Annotated in this window: 17 protein-coding genes; 4 read left to right on the forward strand and 13 right to left on the reverse strand. The window is 73.3% G+C overall.

The window, feature by feature from the left end; genetic code table 11:
- Nucleotides 1–234 precede the first annotated feature (234 nt).
- Entirely contained in the window at nucleotides 235–885 is a 651-nt protein-coding gene (locus tag OG625_RS09315; RefSeq protein WP_329378223.1) for an excalibur calcium-binding domain-containing protein, read from the forward strand.
- A 72-nt stretch (nucleotides 886–957) separates the two neighbouring features.
- Here the strand turns inward: OG625_RS09315 and mmuM are convergent, their stop codons facing one another.
- Nucleotides 958–1,863: a homocysteine S-methyltransferase gene (gene mmuM, locus OG625_RS09320; protein WP_329378225.1), complete on the reverse strand. Its 906-nt coding sequence runs from the start codon at nucleotides 1,861–1,863 to the stop codon at nucleotides 958–960.
- Nucleotides 1,864–2,160: 297 nt separating this feature from the next.
- On the opposite strand from mmuM, the gene OG625_RS09325 reads away from it, so the two are divergent.
- Nucleotides 2,161–2,424, forward strand: a complete 264-nt coding sequence (locus OG625_RS09325) for a hypothetical protein (protein ID WP_329391302.1) — start codon at nucleotides 2,161–2,163, stop codon at nucleotides 2,422–2,424.
- Between the two features lie 44 nt (nucleotides 2,425–2,468).
- Here OG625_RS09325 and OG625_RS09330 read toward each other — a convergent pair whose 3' ends face one another.
- From OG625_RS09330 to OG625_RS09345, 4 genes are all read right to left on the reverse strand, one after another.
- The gene (locus OG625_RS09330) at nucleotides 2,469–2,954 is read right to left on the reverse strand and encodes a DUF6099 family protein (RefSeq protein WP_329378227.1); all 486 of its coding nucleotides are present in this window, start codon (nucleotides 2,952–2,954) and stop codon (nucleotides 2,469–2,471) included.
- A 123-nt stretch (nucleotides 2,955–3,077) separates the two neighbouring features.
- A complete protein-coding gene (locus OG625_RS09335) occupies nucleotides 3,078–3,464 on the reverse strand; it encodes a nucleotide pyrophosphohydrolase (protein WP_329378229.1) in 387 nt (128 codons plus the stop codon).
- Nucleotides 3,461–4,948, reverse strand: coding sequence for an ATP-binding protein (locus tag OG625_RS09340; RefSeq protein ID WP_329378231.1), 1,488 nt, complete (start codon nucleotides 4,946–4,948; stop codon nucleotides 3,461–3,463). Before OG625_RS09340 ends, OG625_RS09335 begins: the two co-directional genes overlap by 4 nt.
- Nucleotides 4,949–5,222: 274 nt before the next feature.
- A complete protein-coding gene (locus OG625_RS09345; RefSeq protein ID WP_329378233.1) occupies nucleotides 5,223–5,618 on the reverse strand; it encodes a cell division protein SepF in 396 nt (131 codons plus the stop codon).
- Between the two features lie 156 nt (nucleotides 5,619–5,774).
- Here OG625_RS09345 and OG625_RS09350 point away from each other — a divergent pair, with 156 nt between their 5' ends.
- The gene (locus OG625_RS09350; RefSeq protein ID WP_329378235.1) at nucleotides 5,775–6,470 is read left to right on the forward strand and encodes a DUF2470 domain-containing protein; all 696 of its coding nucleotides are present in this window, start codon (nucleotides 5,775–5,777) and stop codon (nucleotides 6,468–6,470) included.
- A gap of 56 nt (nucleotides 6,471–6,526) precedes the next feature.
- Nucleotides 6,527–7,447: an NADP-dependent oxidoreductase gene (locus tag OG625_RS09355; protein WP_329378237.1), complete on the forward strand. Its 921-nt coding sequence runs from the start codon at nucleotides 6,527–6,529 to the stop codon at nucleotides 7,445–7,447.
- 108 nt (nucleotides 7,448–7,555) lie between these two features.
- On the opposite strand, the gene OG625_RS09360 is transcribed toward OG625_RS09355, so the two are convergent.
- The 8 genes from OG625_RS09360 to OG625_RS09395 all read right to left on the reverse strand — a co-directional run bounded on the left by OG625_RS09360 (nucleotide 7,556) and on the right by OG625_RS09395 (nucleotide 15,537).
- Nucleotides 7,556–7,909 carry a ferredoxin family protein gene (locus OG625_RS09360; RefSeq protein ID WP_329378239.1) on the reverse strand — a complete coding sequence of 118 codons (354 nt, stop codon included), beginning with the start codon at nucleotides 7,907–7,909 and terminating at the stop codon, nucleotides 7,556–7,558.
- Nucleotides 7,906–9,483 (reverse strand): FAD-binding protein, encoded by a 1,578-nt coding sequence (locus tag OG625_RS09365; RefSeq protein ID WP_329378241.1) that lies wholly within the window; start codon nucleotides 9,481–9,483, stop codon nucleotides 7,906–7,908. The genes OG625_RS09360 and OG625_RS09365 overlap by 4 nt, the downstream gene beginning before the upstream one ends.
- Complete coding sequence (locus OG625_RS09370; RefSeq protein WP_329378243.1) at nucleotides 9,480–10,811, reverse strand: LLM class flavin-dependent oxidoreductase; 1,332 nt, start codon at nucleotides 10,809–10,811, stop codon at nucleotides 9,480–9,482. The genes OG625_RS09365 and OG625_RS09370 overlap by 4 nt, the downstream gene beginning before the upstream one ends.
- A 190-nt stretch (nucleotides 10,812–11,001) precedes the next feature.
- On the reverse strand, nucleotides 11,002–11,763 hold the full coding sequence (locus OG625_RS09375; protein ID WP_443067880.1) for an ABC transporter permease: 762 nt from the start codon (nucleotides 11,761–11,763) through the stop codon (nucleotides 11,002–11,004).
- Between the two features lie 362 nt (nucleotides 11,764–12,125).
- The gene (locus OG625_RS09380) at nucleotides 12,126–12,950 is read right to left on the reverse strand and encodes an ABC transporter ATP-binding protein (RefSeq protein ID WP_329378247.1); all 825 of its coding nucleotides are present in this window, start codon (nucleotides 12,948–12,950) and stop codon (nucleotides 12,126–12,128) included.
- Between the two features lie 6 nt (nucleotides 12,951–12,956).
- Nucleotides 12,957–14,003 carry an ABC transporter substrate-binding protein gene (locus OG625_RS09385; RefSeq protein WP_329378249.1) on the reverse strand — a complete coding sequence of 349 codons (1,047 nt, stop codon included), beginning with the start codon at nucleotides 14,001–14,003 and terminating at the stop codon, nucleotides 12,957–12,959.
- A gap of 23 nt (nucleotides 14,004–14,026) precedes the next feature.
- Nucleotides 14,027–14,584, reverse strand: coding sequence for an NADPH-dependent FMN reductase (gene ssuE / locus OG625_RS09390; RefSeq protein ID WP_329378251.1), 558 nt, complete (start codon nucleotides 14,582–14,584; stop codon nucleotides 14,027–14,029).
- Between the two features lie 20 nt (nucleotides 14,585–14,604).
- A complete protein-coding gene (locus tag OG625_RS09395; protein WP_329378253.1) occupies nucleotides 14,605–15,537 on the reverse strand; it encodes a TauD/TfdA dioxygenase family protein in 933 nt (310 codons plus the stop codon).
- Nucleotides 15,538–15,575 lie beyond the last annotated feature (38 nt).

The following is a 15,575-nucleotide window of genomic DNA, read 5'->3' on the forward strand; positions in this document are numbered from 1 at the left end:
ATGGGCGACAAAGGTGAACCTTCACGTTTTCCATACAAGAGCTGTCACACTTTGACACTCTGCTCTGGTTTGGACACCGAACACCGATGGTGTTCCCGTGCATCCTGGAGCTCCGTGTACCCTCCGCCTCACGCCCACACGCCCTGGCAGCCGATACGCCCCTGGTGGCAGCACCCGGCGTTGATCATCACCTCTCTCATCCTTCTCCCCCCGGCGGGGATCGCACTGGCCTGGATGAGCCGCTGGGACCAGAAGAAGAAGATCATCGCGACGGTCCTGTCGGGCCTCTGGTTCCTCGTGATCTTCCTGTCCCCGGATTCGTCGAAGAAGACGGGCGACGACGCCAAGTCCCCGACCGCCGCCACGGCGACGGCCACGCCCCAGTCCTCGGCTCCGGCGGCCGCGGCTCCGCCGCCGGCCCCCGCCGCCGTGATGCCCTCGGTCGTCGGCACTCCCTTCGCCGGGGCCGAGAAGGCCGTGGAGGCCCTGCTCGACACCGAGTTGACCGCCCTGAGCGCCTACGAGGACGTGACGCTGCCGGCCGACCACACGAAGTCGGTCGTGTGCTTCCAGGAGCCCGCGGCGGGCGCTCCGCTCGCGTCGAAGTCCGTCCCGGCGAGCGTCCACCTCGTCGCGGCCGGTACGAAGTGCCCGGCCGAGAAGGGCACGAACCTGCGCCCGAAGTCCACGCCCAAGCCCACCCCCACGCCCACCCCCAAGCCGACGGTGGACGAGGACGACTCGGGCAGCGGCGGCGGAGGCAGCGTCTCCTACCGCAATTGCAGTGCGGTGAAGGCCGCTGGCAAAGCCCCCATCCGCCGCGGCGACCCGGGCTATGGCCAGCACCTCGACCGCGACGGCGACGGCATCGCCTGCGAACGCTAGCGGGGTCAGCGGGGCCAGGCGGGGACCCGGGCATGGCGCCGATGGCCGGGTTGCAGTCTCCGACTGGAGTCGTTAGCCGAGGACGTCCGCGCCCAACTCCGCGATGCGGGCGGGGCCGATGCGGCAGCAGCCGCCGATGAGGCGGGCCCCGGCGCGGCGCCAGGCGCCGGTGGGCCAGGGCGCCTCGGTGGCGGGCGCGTGCCAGGTGCCGGCGGCGGAGTCCCAGACCGAGCCGTCGTTCGGGTAGGCCAGGAGCGGCTTGGCGGTGGTGGCGGCCGCGGCGTCGAGGGCGGGCAGGACCTCCTGTGGGTCGCAGCAGTTGACGCCGAGGGCGATGACCTGCGGGGACTGCGCGGCGAGGGCGAAGGCCTCGGCGAGCGGGGCGCCGGACCGGGTGCGGCCGCCGGCGACCGTGTAGCCGAGCCAGGCCTGCGCCCCCGTGCGGGCCAGGACGGTCAGCAGGGCCTCGGCCTCGTCCGGGTCGGGGATGGTCTCCAGGGCGAGCACGTCCGGGCCCGCGTCGAGCAGGGCCTCGATGCGGGGCTGGTGGAAGGCGACGAGCTCGCGCACGCTCAGCCCGTACCGGCCGCGGTACTCGGAACCGTCCGCGAGCACCGCCCCGTACGGGCCCACCGAGGCGGCCACCCAGACCTCGTGCCCGGCGGCCTCGGCGGCGCGGGCCGCCAGGTCGACGCTGCGGCGCAGCAGCGCGGAGGTCTCCGCGCGGTCGTGGCCGCGGGCGGCGAGGGCCTCGTACCCGACCTGGTAGCTCGCGGTGATCAGCACCTCGGCCCCGGCCCCTACGTACGCGGTGTGCGCGGCCAGTACCTGCTCCGGCCGCTCGATGAGCACCCGGCCCGACCAGAGGCCGCCGGACAGGTCGCAGCCCTGGGCGGTGAGCTGGTTGCTCAGCCCTCCGTCGAGAAGGACGACCCTGCGGCCCAGGGCTTCGGAGAGCGGGCCGGACGCGCGTGGCACCGGGGCTACCTCATTCCGCGTTCGAGCCCGGTGCTCCACGCGCACCCGGCCGGGCCAACCTGCTGGACACGCTACCGATTCAGGGGAGGCGTCGAAACGTCTCCCGCCCCGACCACCCCGGCCGAGTGAATCTTCGTCAACCGGATGTGTCCACCGTCGGCCCCGCCAGTGACCAGCCCGGACGGGGATCGTTTCTCGGACGGAGCCGGACCGCCCGGCCCGCGCGCCGGCGGCCCTTGCGTCGGTGCGTCCACCGCACCCTTCCGCCTCGGGAGGGCCAGGGCCGAGGAGGCCGCCATGTCCCACGAGTCCGTGCCGGAGCCGGATCGACACACCGGCGAGACCGCACAGACCGGACAGGCAGCGCACGACCGGGTACGCCAGGAGTCCGCGGTACCCGCCCAGGGCGGTGCGCCGAAGGGTCTGCTCCAGCAGATGGAAGAGCTGATGGCGGCACTGAACGCCGACCTCTCGCAGCTCGACGCCGAACTTCAGTCCTCCACGGAGCGCGCGCCGGCCGCCGGCTCCGAGAGCGAGCGCCCGTCCCACCGGTCGTACTGACCGTGCGGGTCCCGTCGCGCGCGGCGGGACCCGTGGACGCCCCGTCAGGCCACGCCCGAGGCTGATCCCCGCTCGCGGACCGCCATGCGCCGCAGCAGCGCCCGTACCCGGTCGCTCGACTCGTCAGCCGCGTCGATCGACTCTATGCACTGCCAGTACAAGGTCTCGTCGTCCGTCCCGCAGGCCACTCCGACCAGGGCTATGCCCACCTCGCCGAGCAGCGCCTGGAGCCCGAGCAGCGCCTGCCGGACATCCGACACCTCGCTCAACTGCGCCGCTCTCGGCGGGCGTTCGGGCGCTCTGCCCTCTCCGCGCAGGGCCGCCCTGTCGAGCACCCCGCACCCCCTGCTTCCCGCCTCCCCCAGCCCCCGCGCCTCCGATCTCAGCTCCTGCGGCCCGGTGACCGCCAGGTAGCCTCCGATGCCCTGAGCGAGCGCCTGGGCCTGCCAGGCCTCGCCCACGATGTCCCACGCAGCCCCGCTCTGTGCCAGCGCGTGCCGGCCGGCCGCGATGAGCCGTACCGCATCCATATGCCGTCCCCCGTCCGCACGACATCCCGCCGTCCTCACCACTACCCAGAGTGAGGGCAACTGGTCAGTAAAGCCAGGGGTATTCGGAAAATGTGGACAGAATCGTGATTGTGGATGAGCCCATCACTCCGAAGAGTGACGATTCGGTGTCGGAGGACCCGCCACGGGGAAGCGGAGCTCGTTCCTCTCGATCTTCGCGGCGAGCGCATCCAGCACGTCCACCCCCAGGACCTCACAGAACTGCAGCAGGTACGCGAGCACGTCGGCCACCTCATCGGCCACGCGGTGGGCGGATTCCGGTTTCTCCATGACCTTCGCGGACTGTTCCGGTGTCAGCCACTGGAAGATCTCGACCAGTTCGGCCGCCTCCACGCTCAGCGCCACCGCCAGGTTCTTGGGCGTGTGGTACGGCTCCCAGCCGCGCGCGGCCGCGAACTCCGCGAGCCGGCGCTGGAGCAGGGCCAGCCGTTGGTCGGGCCGCCGCTCGGCGGGCCCCTGCGTCTCGTTCATGCGGTCAGGTCTACCACCGTGACGCCGGGGAGGCGGCGGGCGGTGTCGGCCGTCGCCTCCCCGACCGCCGCCGCCAGCCGGATGTGCCCGCGGCCGCAGGAGAGCAGGGCCAGGCGCAGCAGCTCCGCGCTCTGGTGGCGGTCGAGGCCGCGGTCGAAGCCGTCGGCCAGGACGGTCAGCACCTGTCGCGCGGCGGGCAGTTCGGCGGCCGGGTCCATCGCGAGCACGCCCGGTCCGGTCAGCAGGACGAGTGCCAGCGCGAGGAAGCGCAGCTCGCCGGCGCCGAGGCGGGCCAGTTCGGTGGCGGGCCGGCCGGGGCCTCGGTCCAGTACGGCGGTGACGGGGGCACGGGGGTCGCCGTCGGCGGGAAGCCGTACGTCCAGCCCCGCGACGGTGCCCGCGCAGCCGGTCCGGGCCGCCTCGGTCAGCAGCGCGTGGCGGGTGCCGCACTCGTGGCGGGTCCGGCGCAGTACGTCGGCCAGGTTGGCGCAGTCCCGCAGCAGGCGGCCCTCCCCTGGCGGGACGGGGGCGCGCATCCCGTCGGGGCGGGGGTCGCAGGGGAACACCGAGCGCAGCGCCACCACCACTTGCTCGGCCGCGGCCAGCACCTGCCGCTGCCCGGCGGTGGATCCCGCGACGCGCAGCGGGAGCAGGGCGGTGCCGAGCCGGTCGTCGGGCAGCGGGGCCCTGGTCACCCCGACGGAGCCGCCGGTCAGCCAGGCGGCCTGCACCGAGCGGCGGCCGGGGTCGCGCAGGGCGGTGGCGAGCAGGATCTGCCCGCCCTGCGAGAGCCGTTCGCCGACGATCCGGAGCGTGGGCTCGGCCTGCACGGCGAGGTCGAGCCGGACCGGCCCGGCGGGGCCGTCGACCGTACAGCCGAGGCGGAAGCCGCGGCGGCGCTCCGCGTCGGGGACGGCCCGGTCGGGGATGCGGGCGCGCGCGTCGGGGAAGGCCTCCTCCAGCGTGGCCCCGGAACCCAGCGCGGCCAGGGCCTCGTAGGCGTCCAGGACCTGGGACTTCCCGCTGCCGCTGGGCCCGGCGAAGAGGGTGACGGGCCCGATCGGGAACACCGCGGCCCGGTGCGACCCGAAGGCGGAGAGCCGCACCTCGGTGATCACGGCCCGCGGATACCGCTGCGCGGGCCCGGCCGGATCGGCGACGCCGGCGCGGCGGACCCGCCCGGCTGCGGCCGAGGCCCCGCCGGGCCCGGCCTGCGCGGGGACCCCGGACTCGGCTTGGGCAGGGACCCCGGACCCGGCCTGAGCAGGGGCCCCTGACCCGGCCTGCACGGAGACCCCGGACTCGGCCTGCACGGGGACCCCGGACTCGGGCTGCACGGAGACGCCGGACTCGGGCTGCACGGAGACCCCGGCCCCGGCCTGGGCAGGGACCCCAGGCTCGGCCTGCACGGAGACCCCGCGCTCGGCCTGCACGGAGACCCCGGACCCGGCCTGCGCGGAGACCCCGGGCTCAGCAAATTCCACGGAGCCGCCGGCGCCGACCCGCGCTTGCGCGGCTCCCTCGGCCGCGGCCGGAAGTGCGCCCGGCGCAGCCGGGGCGGATGGGTCCGCCGGGGAAGGCGGCGCGGTCAGCCGGACCGCGGGCTGCGCTCCGGCCGGGCGCGGGAGGGCATCGGCTAACGCGGCGACAGGGGCGGGGCGGGGCGTTGCCGCAGGCAAGGTGGCGTCCATGCGGCGGACGGTACGGGCCGCCGGGCACCCCGTGGGCCCGGCGAACCGTTACCTCGCGCGGACCTTCCTACGATCGGGGGACGGCCGCGGCCGCGATCCCCTCGACCTCGGTGCCAACCGGCGCCAGCAGGAAGACGTTCCGGTCGACCCGGTGCATTCCGCTGCCCAGCCCGAAGACGACGCCGCTGCTGAAGTCCAGGATCCTCTTGGCCACTTCGCTGTCCGCGCCGGTGAGGTCGAGCAGCACCGGGATCTGCGCGATCAGGTACTCCGCCACCTCCCGGGCGTCCGCGAAGATCTGAACCCGGATCACCACGAAGCGCCGCTGCTCCGCCGCGGACGCCCCGGGCGCCGTGGGGACCGTGCGGTGATCGACCCGCGAGGGCCATTCGTTGCGGCTGCGCAGGGGGACCACCTGCGCGAGCCCCTCCCACTGTTCGTCGGTGACGTCGTACCTGCTCACCGGGCCGCCTCGGCCGTGCGCTTCTTGTGCATCCCCCCATCCTCTCGCGTTTCACCCGTTCAGCCCAACACCGACACGAGCCACCCCGGCTACTCAGACGGAGACGAATGAGTTAGGTTAGGCATACCTTACTTCCATGGATGATGGAGAGAGCCGATGCGCATGTCCGGCGCCCGTTCCGCCCCCACCGACGCCGAGCTGGTCCGCTCCGTCCTGGCCGCAGCCCACTCCATGACCGTGGTCACCGACGGGCTGCACAGCGAGGTCCGCCACCTCGACGGCGGCGACCCGATGGGCCGCCTCCACCTGCACCCCGCCGAACCCGGCGGCGACCACGAGCACCGGCCCGCGATCCGGCTGGAGTTCACCGACATCGCCCCCACCCCCGTACGGGACCGGGTGCGCGCCCGCGTCACCCTGCTGGGCCGGCTGCTCACCCCCTACTCCGACGAGTCCGCCGACTCCACCTGCATGGAGTTCGGCCGGGCCGTCCTGCAGACCGCGCGCGGAATCTCGTACATCGGCCTCGACGAGCTGGACGCCGCCGCCCCCGACCCGCTCGCCCCGTACGAGGCGGGCATGCTCACGCACCTCCTCGACGACCACGCCGACCTGGTCACCCTGCTGCTGCGCCTGGTCCGGCCCATGCCCACCGCCGCCGTCGCCCGCGCGCTGCCGGTGGCCATGGACCGGTACGGGATCACCCTGCGACTGGAGGAGCAGCGGGGCCACCGCGACGTGCGGCTGCCCTTCCCCTCCCCCCTCGACCACGTCGACCAGTCCGGCGCACAGATCCAGGCGCTCTTCAGCGCGGCGCGCCGGCGCTCGCACCGCAACACGCTGCCGGCCTGAGGGAGCGGAAGGCGAAGAAGAGGAATAGGCGCGCGGGGCCTCCCGTTGGGCTGATCATGAAGGCAATCACGTACGACGCTTACGGAACTCCCGGCTCCCTCACGCTCGTTGACGTACCGCAGCCCAAGGTGGGGCCGGGTGAGGTGCTGATCCGCGTCAAGGCGGCCGGCGTCAACCCGGTGGACTGGAAGCTCGCCGCCGGATACCTCGACCCGATCCTCGAAGTCCGCTACCCCGTGATACCCGGCTGGGACGTCGCCGGAGTCGTCGAGGCGATCGGCCCCGACACCTTCGACTACGCCGTCGGCGACGAGGTGTTCGGCTACGTCCGCAAGGAGTGGGTGGAGCTCGGCACCTACGCCGAACTGGTCAGCGCCCCGGTCCGCACGCTCGCGCGCAAGCCCCGCGAGCTGACCTTCGAGCAGGCCGCCGGCATTCCGCTGGCCGGCCTGACCGCCTACCAGTCCCTCACCCGCGTGGGCCTCAAGGCGGGCGAGACGGTCGTGATCCACTCCGCGGCCGGCGGCACCGGCTCCCTCGGCGTGCAGATCGCCGTCGCGCTCGGCCTGCGGGTCATCGGCACGGCCGGCGCGCACAACCACGACTACCTGCGCTCGCTCGGTGCCGAGCCCGTCCTGTACGGGGAGGGGCTGGCGGACCGGATCCGCGAGCTGGCACCCGAGGGCATCGACGCGGGGCTGGACTTCTACGGGGACGGCGCCGTCGACATCCTCCAGTCGCTGGTCAAGGAGCGCGGGCGGGTGGTCTCCATCGCCGACTACGAGGCCGCCGCCAAGGGTGCGCACCAGCTGTGGGTGCGCCCCGACACCGCCGACCTGACCTTCCTGGCCGAGCTGGCCGACGCCGGCAGACTCACGGTCAACGTGGAGCACGCGCTGCCGCTCGCCGAGGCCGCCAAGGCTTGGGAGTTGAGCGCCGCGGGCCGCACCCGCGGCAAGATCGTCCTGACGGTCTGACGCTCCGGTGGTCTGACGTCCGACGTTCGACGTCCGACGCTCTGCCGGTCTGCCGATCCGACGGCACGGCGAAGGGGCGGCCCGCCGGCGGGCCGCCCCTTCGCGCGCTCAGGAGGTGATGGGCTGCGCCGCCTGCCCCAGCGGCGGCCCGATCGCCCGAAGCGCCCCCGGCGTGCGCCCCTCGCCCCAGCCGATCTCCCGCCGGTAGCTGCCGAGCAGCCCCCGGCCGGCCAGCCCCGCCTCGTCCCGTACGGCGGGATCCTCGGGGACCGGCCGGGTCAGCGGGGACACGTACAGCGCGTCCACCGGGCAGTTGGCCTCGCAGAGGAAGCAGGTCTGGCAGTCCTCCTGCCGGGCGAGCAGCGGGATCCCCGCGGGCCCCCGCTCGAAGACGTCCGTCGGGCACACCTCGATGCACTTGTCGCAGGTGATGCAGCGATCCGCCGAGACCAGTTCGATCACGCCGCCGCCTCCGCTCTCGTCCACACCCGGTCCAGCCCGCCCACCGTGATCCGGTGGTGGAGCCCCGGGTCCTGCTCCGGGTGGTCCAGTCGCCTGGCCATGCCGCGGGATTCGGGCCGGGCGAGCGCGGCGGCGTACATCCACCGCGCGTGGGCCGTCATCGCCGCCGCCTGCCGGGCCTTGACCAGGTCGGCGCCCTCCCCGTGCAGGGAGCCGCGCAGTTCGTCCCAGGCGCCGTCGAGGGTGCGCAGGGAGTCGCCGAGCACGTCTCCGCGGCGCAGGTAGTTCTTGTCGTACGGGAGCACGTGCGCCTGTACGAGTTCCACGGCCTCCCGGTGTCCCCCGGCCGGGCCGGGAGCCCCCGTCGGGCGCAGGCCCGCTCCCCCGGCGCCGGTCACGGGGCGGTGGGCGGCCCGCCCGGAGCCGAGGGAGAGGGCGTGCGCGGCGGCGCCCCGGCCGGCCCAGCTGCCCGAGGAGATGGCCCAGGCCGCGTTGTGACTGCCGCCTCCGGTGAAACCCCCGCAGATATCCTCGCGGGTGGCCGCGTCCCCGGCGGCGTACAGGCCGGGCACCGCGGTGGCGCAGTCGTCGCCGGTGATCCGGATGCCGCCGGTGCCGCGGACCGTGCCCTCGGCCAGCAGGGTGACGGCGAAGCGCTCGGTGAAGGGGTCGATGCCGAGGCGGTCGAAGGTGAGGAAGAAGTTGGGCTGTGCCAGGCGCATCGCGGCCTGCGCGGTGGGGTCCGCCCGGTCCAGGCGGGCGTACACCTTGGCCCCGGTGAGCAGTTCGCGGGCGATGGCCGAGCGGCCGCCCTGGCTCGCGGCGCCCTCCAGGACCTCGCCGTCCTCCCGGTAGAAGGTGGCGAAGGAGTAGAAGGCGGTCTTCGTGACGGAGGTGCCCTCGGGGGCGATCCCGTAGGCGTTGGAGAACTCCATCCCCGACAGCTCCGCCCCCGCCTCGGCCGCGAAGAGCGCCCCGTCACCGGTGTTGGTGTTGGTGCCGAGCGCCCCGCTGAGGAAGGCGCAGCCCCCAGTGGCGAGGACCACGGCGCCGGCCCGGACCCGGTAGTGCTCGCGGGCCTGGCGCCGGTATCCGGCGGCGCCGGCGACGGCGCCGTCCGCGTCGGTGAGCAGCTCGGTGACCGGGCTGTGGTCCAGGACCCGGACCCCGGCCCGGCGGACCCGGATGCGCATCCGCCGCATGTACTCGGGCCCCTGGAGGCCGTTGCGCAGCGGTCGCCCGTCCGGGCCGGTGGGGAAGGGGTAACGCCCTTCCGTGGCCAGCTCGTTGATTGCTCCGTACGTCTCGTCGAGGACCCGGGTCATCCAGCGGCGGTCGGCGAGGTAGCCGCCGAGTCCCTCCCGGGAGGCCATGGCGGCCTCCCGGGCGGCGGGCTCGGGCGGGACGTACCAGACGCCGGTGCCGCCGGCGGCCGTGGAGCCGCTCGTACCGCAGTAGCCCTTGTCGGCGAGGACCACCGAGGCGCCGGCCCGGGCCGCCTTGAGGGCGGCCCAGGTGGCGGCCGGGCCGCCGCCGACGACGAGGACGTCGGTGACGTGCTCGTGCCCTGTCATACGGCCTCTCTCGCGTAGCGGTTGGCCGGGCGCGGCAGGCCGTAGTTCTCGCGGAGGGTGCGGCCGGTGTACTCGGTGCGGAAGAGGCCGCGGCGCTGGAGGATCGGCACGACCTGGTCGACGAAGTCGGTCAGGCCGGTCGGCAGCACGGGGGCCATGATGTTGAAGCCGTCGGCCGCCCCCTGCGTGAACCACTCCTCCAGCTGGTCCGCGATCTGCTCGGGGGTGCCGGCGAAGGTGCGGTGGCCGCGGCCGGCGCCGAGGCGGGCGATCAGCTCGCGCAGGGTGAGCCCGTCGCGGCGGGCGAGCTCGGCGACGAGGGTGAAGCGGCTCTTGTTGCCGTTGACGTCCCGCTCCTCGGGGAGGTCGGGCAGCGGGCCGTCGAGGGGCAGGCCGGTGAGGTCCACGTTCAGCATGCCGGAGAGCTGGGCGAGGCCGTACTCCGGGACCTGGAGGTCGGTGAGCTGCTGTTCGAGGGCCTTCGCCTCGGCCTCGGTGGAGCCGATGACGGGGGCGATGCCGGGCAGGACGAGCAGGTCGCTCTCGGCCCGGCCGTGGCGGGCGAGCCGCGACTTCAGGTCCTTGTAGAAGGTCTGGCCGTCGGCGAGGGTCTGCTGGGCGGTGAACACGGCCTCCGCGTACTGGGCGGCGAACTCCTTGCCTGCCTCGGAGGAGCCGGCCTGCACGAGCAGCGGGTAGCCCTGCGGGGAGCGCGGCACGTTGAGCGGTCCGGCGACCCCGAAGTACTCGCCGCGGTGGGCGGCGGGGTGGAGCTTGTCGGTGTCGGCGTAGATGCCGCGCTCCTTGTCGAGGACGATCGCGTCGTCCTCCCAGCTGTCCCAGAGCTTGGTGGCGACGTCGAGGAACTCGCGGGCGCGGTCGTAGCGCAGGCCGTGCTCCAGGTGCTCCTCCCGGTTGAAGTTGCGGGCCTCGTCGAGCGTGCCGGAGGTGACGATGTTCCAGCCGGCGCGGCCGCCGCTGATGTGGTCGAGGGAGGCGAACTTCCGGGCCAGGTTGTAGGGCTCGTTGAAGGTGGTGGAGACGGTGGCGATGAGCCCGATGTGCTCGGTGACGGCGGCGATCGCGGAGAGCAGGGTGAGCGGTTCGAAGCCGCCGAGGGCGTTGTGGCGGGCCTTGCCCCAGAGGGCGACCCCGTCGGCGAAGAAGATCGAGTCGAGCTTGCCGCGCTCGGCGGTGCGGGCCAGCTCCTGGAAGTAGCGCAGGTCGGTGGCGCGTTCGGGACTGCTGTCGGGGTGGCGCCAGGCGGCGTCGTGGTGCCCTGCGTTCATGAGGAACGCGTTGAGGTGCAGGGTGCGGGGTGTGGTCATGGCTGGTCCTGGGGTTTCGGCGGCGGGGCGGTGACTTGGGGGCGGTGACTTCGCGGGGAGCGTGTGACCGGCGGTGAGCGGTGGGCCGTGGCGGTGAGCGGCGGCGGTGAGCCGGCCGCGGACTCGGAGCGGGAGGCCGGGGCTGCGGGCCGCGCTGTCGACCGCCACCCGCGCCGGGAGGCGGGCGGCGTCAGGCGGGGACGCGCCAGAGGCTGAGCCGGCGTTCGATCGTGACCAGCAGCTGGTTGAAGGCCACGCCGATGGCGGAGATGGTGATGATGCCCGCGTACATCTGCGGGATGGCGAAGTTGAACTGCGAGGCGTTGATCAGGTAGCCGAGGCCCGCCTTGGCGCCGATCATCTCCGCGGCCACGAGGACCAGGATGGAGACGGCCCCGGCGAGCCGGATGCCGGTGAAGATGGCCGGTACGGAGGCCGGAAGGATCACCTTCTGGAAGAGCCTCGGGGTGGACAGGTCCATCGAGCGGGCCAGTCTGACGAGGGTGGGGTCGGCGTTGCCGACGGCGCTGATGGTGTTCAGCAGGATCGGCCACAGGCAGGCGTAGACGACGATGGACACCTTCGACGTCTCCCCGATGCCGAGCAGCAGGACGAAGACCGGCAGCAGGGCGAGGGCGGCGGTGTTGCGGAACACCTCCAGCAGCGGCCCGAGGAGCGCGGCGACGGGCCGGTACCAGCCGATGAGCAGGCCGAGCGGCACGGCGACGGCCACGGCGATCGCGAAGCCGCCGAAGGAGCGGGTGAGGCTGGCCGAGGTGTGCTGGGCGAGCTGGCCGTTGCCCAGCAGCTCCCACCAGGCCTGGCCGACCACGCTGACGGGCGGCAGGAAGGTGGCGTCGACCAAGCCGAGCCGGGGTGCGGTCTCCCATACGGCGAGCAGCGCGAGCAGCGCGGCCGACCGCAGTCCGACGGCCTTCAGCCCCCGCGCGATGGCCCTGCCGGGGTGGCGGGCGGTTCGGGACGCCGGTGACCCGGCCCCGGTACGGCCGGCCGCGGGGGCCTCCGCTGGGCCGGAGCCGCGTACCGCTCCTCCGGCCGGCGCCGGGCCCGTGGCCGTGGCCCCGTCTGCCTGGCCGACGGGCGGGGGGGCGGAGCCCCGTACGTCTCCCTCTGCGCGCGCCGGGCCCGCGGCCTCGACCGCGTGATCAGCGGGCTCGGGGTCGCGGCCGGCGGCCGGGGCCCCCCGCGATCCCGCCCCCTCGGGAGCCGGGGTCCGTACGACCTTCCCGGGCTCGGGCGGGCGCACCTCGCCCTCGGGCCCCGCCAGGACTTCGGCGGTGGTGGTGTCGGTGCTCATACGGTGGCCTCCTCCTTCTCCAGTTGCTGCGCGCGCGCCACCTCGTCGTGGAGCAGGGTCCATATCTCGTGGCGGTAGCGGGCGAACTCCGGGCTCGATCGCAGGTCCTCGCCCTGGAGTCCGGAGGTGCGGGCCTCGCCGAAGGTGATGGGGACGACTTCCTTGACGCGCCCCGGGCGGGAGGTCATGACGGCCACCTTCTGACCGAGGTAGACCGCCTCCTCGATGCCGTGCGTGATGAAGACGACCGTCTTCCCCGTCCGCTGCCAGATGCGGCGCAGCTCGTCCTGGAGGGACTCCCGGGTCTGCGCGTCGAGCGCGGCGAACGGCTCGTCCATCAGCAGCACGTCCGGGTCGTACGCCAGTGATCGGGCGATCGCGACGCGCTGGCGCATGCCTCCGGAGAGCTCGTGCGGGTGCCGGTCCTCGAATCCGGTGAGTCCGACCAGGTCCAGGAACTCCCGTGCCCGGTCAGGCCGTTGACGTCGCGGTACGCCCGTCGCCTCCAGTCCGAATTCGACGTTCCCGAGCGCCGTCCGCCAGGGCAGCAGGGCGTACTGCTGGAAGACGATGCCCCGGTCCAGTCCCGGCCCGGTCACCGGCTTGCCGTCGAGCAGGATCCGGCCGGACGTCGGCCGGGAAAGACCCCCGAGGAGGTCCAGCAGCGTGGACTTGCCGCAGCCGCTGGGGCCCACGACGACCACGAACTCCCCCGCCTCGATCTCCAGGTCGATGCTGTCGAGGGCGGTGAACTCCTCTTTGTTCTTCCTCCCCTTGGCCGGGAAGGTCTTGGTCACCGCCTCGAACACGATCTTCGCCATGGCGGGTCAGCCCTTCCCGTAGCCGTTGAACTCGTTGGTGTAGAGGTCGGAGGGCTTCAGCTGCCCCTTCTTGATCTCGCCGCGTTCGCCGAGCCAGTCCAGCCAGAGCTGGAACTCCTTGTCGGCGATCCGGCCGCCCGTCTCGGCGACGCCGTAGGAGCGCCAGTACTGGAGGGTGGCGGCGTCCTCGTTGCGGCCGCGCTTCTTGACGATCTCCGTCATCCGCGCGACGACCTCGTCGCGCGGGGTGGTGCGGGAGTATTCGATTGCCTTGGCGACACCGGTGGTGAACGTCCGTACCGTGTCCGGGTTCTGCTTGATGAAGCGCTCGGTCATGATGTAGGTGCCCGCGCTGAACGAGCCGAGCAGGTCGGTGTCGCTGAACAGCGGGCGGATGCCGCCGGTGGCGAGGGCCTTGTCGCGCAGGACGCCGCTGAGCACGCCGACCTCGATCTGCTTCTGGCGCAGCGCCTGTTCGGTGTTGACGGGCGGCACGACGAGGGGTTCGACCTTGGCCGCGTCCGCCTTGGAGAGGCCGCCGCGGCTCAGGTAGATGTCGAGGATGGCCTGGTAGTGCGCGCCCAGGGTGTTCATGCCGACCTTCTTGCCGATGAGGTCGCGGGCGGAGCGGATCGGGCTGTCCTCCAGGACGTAGTAGCCGCCGTAGGAGTACTGGTCGGAGCCGTAGGAGGAGATGACGGCCTTGATCGGTGCGTTGCCGGAGGCGAGCTTGATGACCGCGCCGTTGAAGGCGCTGCCGAAGTGGGTCTGGCCGGTGGCGGCGGACTGGATGTCCTGCGGGCCGCTGATGGTGTTGCCGACCCATTCGAGCTTGACGTCCTCGAAGTAGCCCAGGTCCGCGGCGAGTTCGGGAAGGGAGACGTGCCCGACGGCTCCCTGGTACTTCAGGGTCTTGATCTGCGATCCGGATCCGGAGCCCGAGCCGCCGCCGTTGGCGGTGGCCGTGCCGCAGCTCACCGCGGCCGCCGAGATGCCGAGCAGGGTGAGGAACTGGCGACGGGAGGTGGTGGTCGAGGTGAAGGCTGCGGCCATGACGGTTCCTTGTCGGTACGGGGTTACGGGGTGGTGGTGAGCGCGGCGACGGGGGCCGAGCGCAGGGCGTCGGCGAACTCGTCGACGGCCTGGTAGAGGTCCAGCTCCGCCTCGGGCCGCAGCCGGTCGGGGCCGCTGCCGCGCTCGACGGAGGAGTCGAGGACGAACCGGCCGGCGGTGACGTGCCGGGCGCCGAGGGCGGAGAGCACGGGCCGCAGGGCGTAGTCGATGGTCAGGACGTGGGCGAGGCTGCCGCCGGTGGCCAGCGGCAGGATCGTTTTGCCGGCCAGCCCGTCCTGCGGGAGCAGGTCGAGGAAGGCCTTGAGCAGGCCGGTGTACGAGGCCTTGTAGACCGGGGTCGCGATGACCAGGCCGTCGGCCTCGGCAACGGCTTCGAGCGCCCGGCGGATCTCCGGCTCGCCGCGACGGGCGGCGAGCAGGTCGGCGGCGGGCAGGTCGCGTACGGAGAGGTGCGCGGTCTCGTGTCCGGAGTGCGCCAGGCGGCGCAGCACGTGGTTGGAGACGACGGCGGTACGGGAGTGGGCGGAGGGGCTGCCGGTGATGGCGAGCAGGCTGGGCACGAAAGCTCCTTGCGGGACGGTCAGGCGGCGGTCGAGGCGCCGGAGGCGATGCCGAAGCCGGGGTCCGGGACGGTCTCGGGGCTGATCAGGCGGGACGGCACCCCGTCGGGCCCGACCGGAACGTCCCCGTCGACCGTCACGCGGCGCAGGGTGCGCTCGTGGTCGTCGGAGTCGTCCACGCCGTAGTGCTGGGTGGCGCGGTTGTCCCAGATCGCGACGTCACCGGCCCGCCACTGCCAGCGCACCGTGTTTTCGGGGCTCTCGATGTGGGACTGGAAGAGGTCCAGCAGGGCGCGTGAGTCACGGCCGCCCAGCCCGTCGATGCGCTGGACGAAGTTGCCGAGCAGCAGGGTGCGTTCGCCGGTCTCGGGGTGGACACGGACCACCGGGTGCTCGGTGAGGAACTTGGTGGAGGTGAACACCTCGCGGTACTGCGCCAGGGCCTCGGGCAGCGCGTCGGGCTTGAGGGCCGCGTAGTCGTACTCGTTGGAGTGAAGGGCGCGCAGGCTGTCGGCGAGCACCCGGAGGGGCTCGGGAAGGCCGGCGTAGGCGGTAGCCGTGTTGGCCCAGAGGGTGTTGCCGCCGTACGGGGGCACGGTGACGGCGCGGAGGATGGAGAAGGCGGGGTAGGCGGGGACGAAGGTGACGTCGGTGTGCCACTGGTTGGCGCGGGCGCCGTGGTGGGAGTCGATGCCGAGGGCGTAACGCCCGTCCGCGGAGGGGACGGTGGGGTGTGCGACGGGCGCGCCGAGCAGTTGGGCGAAGGCCTCGTGGCCGGCCTCGTCGAGGTGGTCCTGATCGCGGAAGAAGACGACCTTGTGGGCGAGCAGCGCGGCCCGGACCTCGGCGACGGTCTCCGCGGGGAGGTCGCCGCCGAGGCGGACGCCGCCGATCTCGGCGCCGATGCGGCCGCCGATCCTGGTGACGGTGGTGTGGGTGGTGGCAGTGGTCATGGGTGCTCCCCGGGGAGGGCTGCGGTATTTATTTCCGC

This window comes from Streptomyces sp. NBC_01351, assembly GCF_036237315.1.
GTDB lineage: Bacteria > Actinomycetota > Actinomycetes > Streptomycetales > Streptomycetaceae > Streptomyces.

What these genes read in the sequence shown, in the direction of transcription:
- OG625_RS09325 (WP_329391302.1), top strand. Translation starts at nt 2,161, where the DNA reads ATGTCCCACGAGTCCGTGCCGGAGCCGGATCGACACACCGGCGAGACC.
- OG625_RS09380 (WP_329378247.1), bottom strand. Translation starts at nt 12,950, where the DNA reads ATGGCGAAGATCGTGTTCGAGGCGGTGACCAAGACCTTCCCGGCCAAG.
- OG625_RS09385 (WP_329378249.1), bottom strand. Translation starts at nt 14,003, where the DNA reads ATGGCCGCAGCCTTCACCTCGACCACCACCTCCCGTCGCCAGTTCCTC.
- OG625_RS09330 (WP_329378227.1), bottom strand. Translation starts at nt 2,954, where the DNA reads ATGGATGCGGTACGGCTCATCGCGGCCGGCCGGCACGCGCTGGCACAG.
- OG625_RS09335 (WP_329378229.1), bottom strand. Translation starts at nt 3,464, where the DNA reads ATGAACGAGACGCAGGGGCCCGCCGAGCGGCGGCCCGACCAACGGCTG.
- OG625_RS09355 (WP_329378237.1), top strand. Translation starts at nt 6,527, where the DNA reads ATGAAGGCAATCACGTACGACGCTTACGGAACTCCCGGCTCCCTCACG.
- OG625_RS09395 (WP_329378253.1), bottom strand. Translation starts at nt 15,537, where the DNA reads ATGACCACTGCCACCACCCACACCACCGTCACCAGGATCGGCGGCCGC.
- OG625_RS09350 (WP_329378235.1), top strand. Translation starts at nt 5,775, where the DNA reads ATGCGCATGTCCGGCGCCCGTTCCGCCCCCACCGACGCCGAGCTGGTC.
- OG625_RS09370 (WP_329378243.1), bottom strand. Translation starts at nt 10,811, where the DNA reads ATGACCACACCCCGCACCCTGCACCTCAACGCGTTCCTCATGAACGCA.
- OG625_RS09315 (WP_329378223.1), top strand. Translation starts at nt 235, where the DNA reads ATGAGCCGCTGGGACCAGAAGAAGAAGATCATCGCGACGGTCCTGTCG.
- OG625_RS09365 (WP_329378241.1), bottom strand. Translation starts at nt 9,483, where the DNA reads ATGACAGGGCACGAGCACGTCACCGACGTCCTCGTCGTCGGCGGCGGC.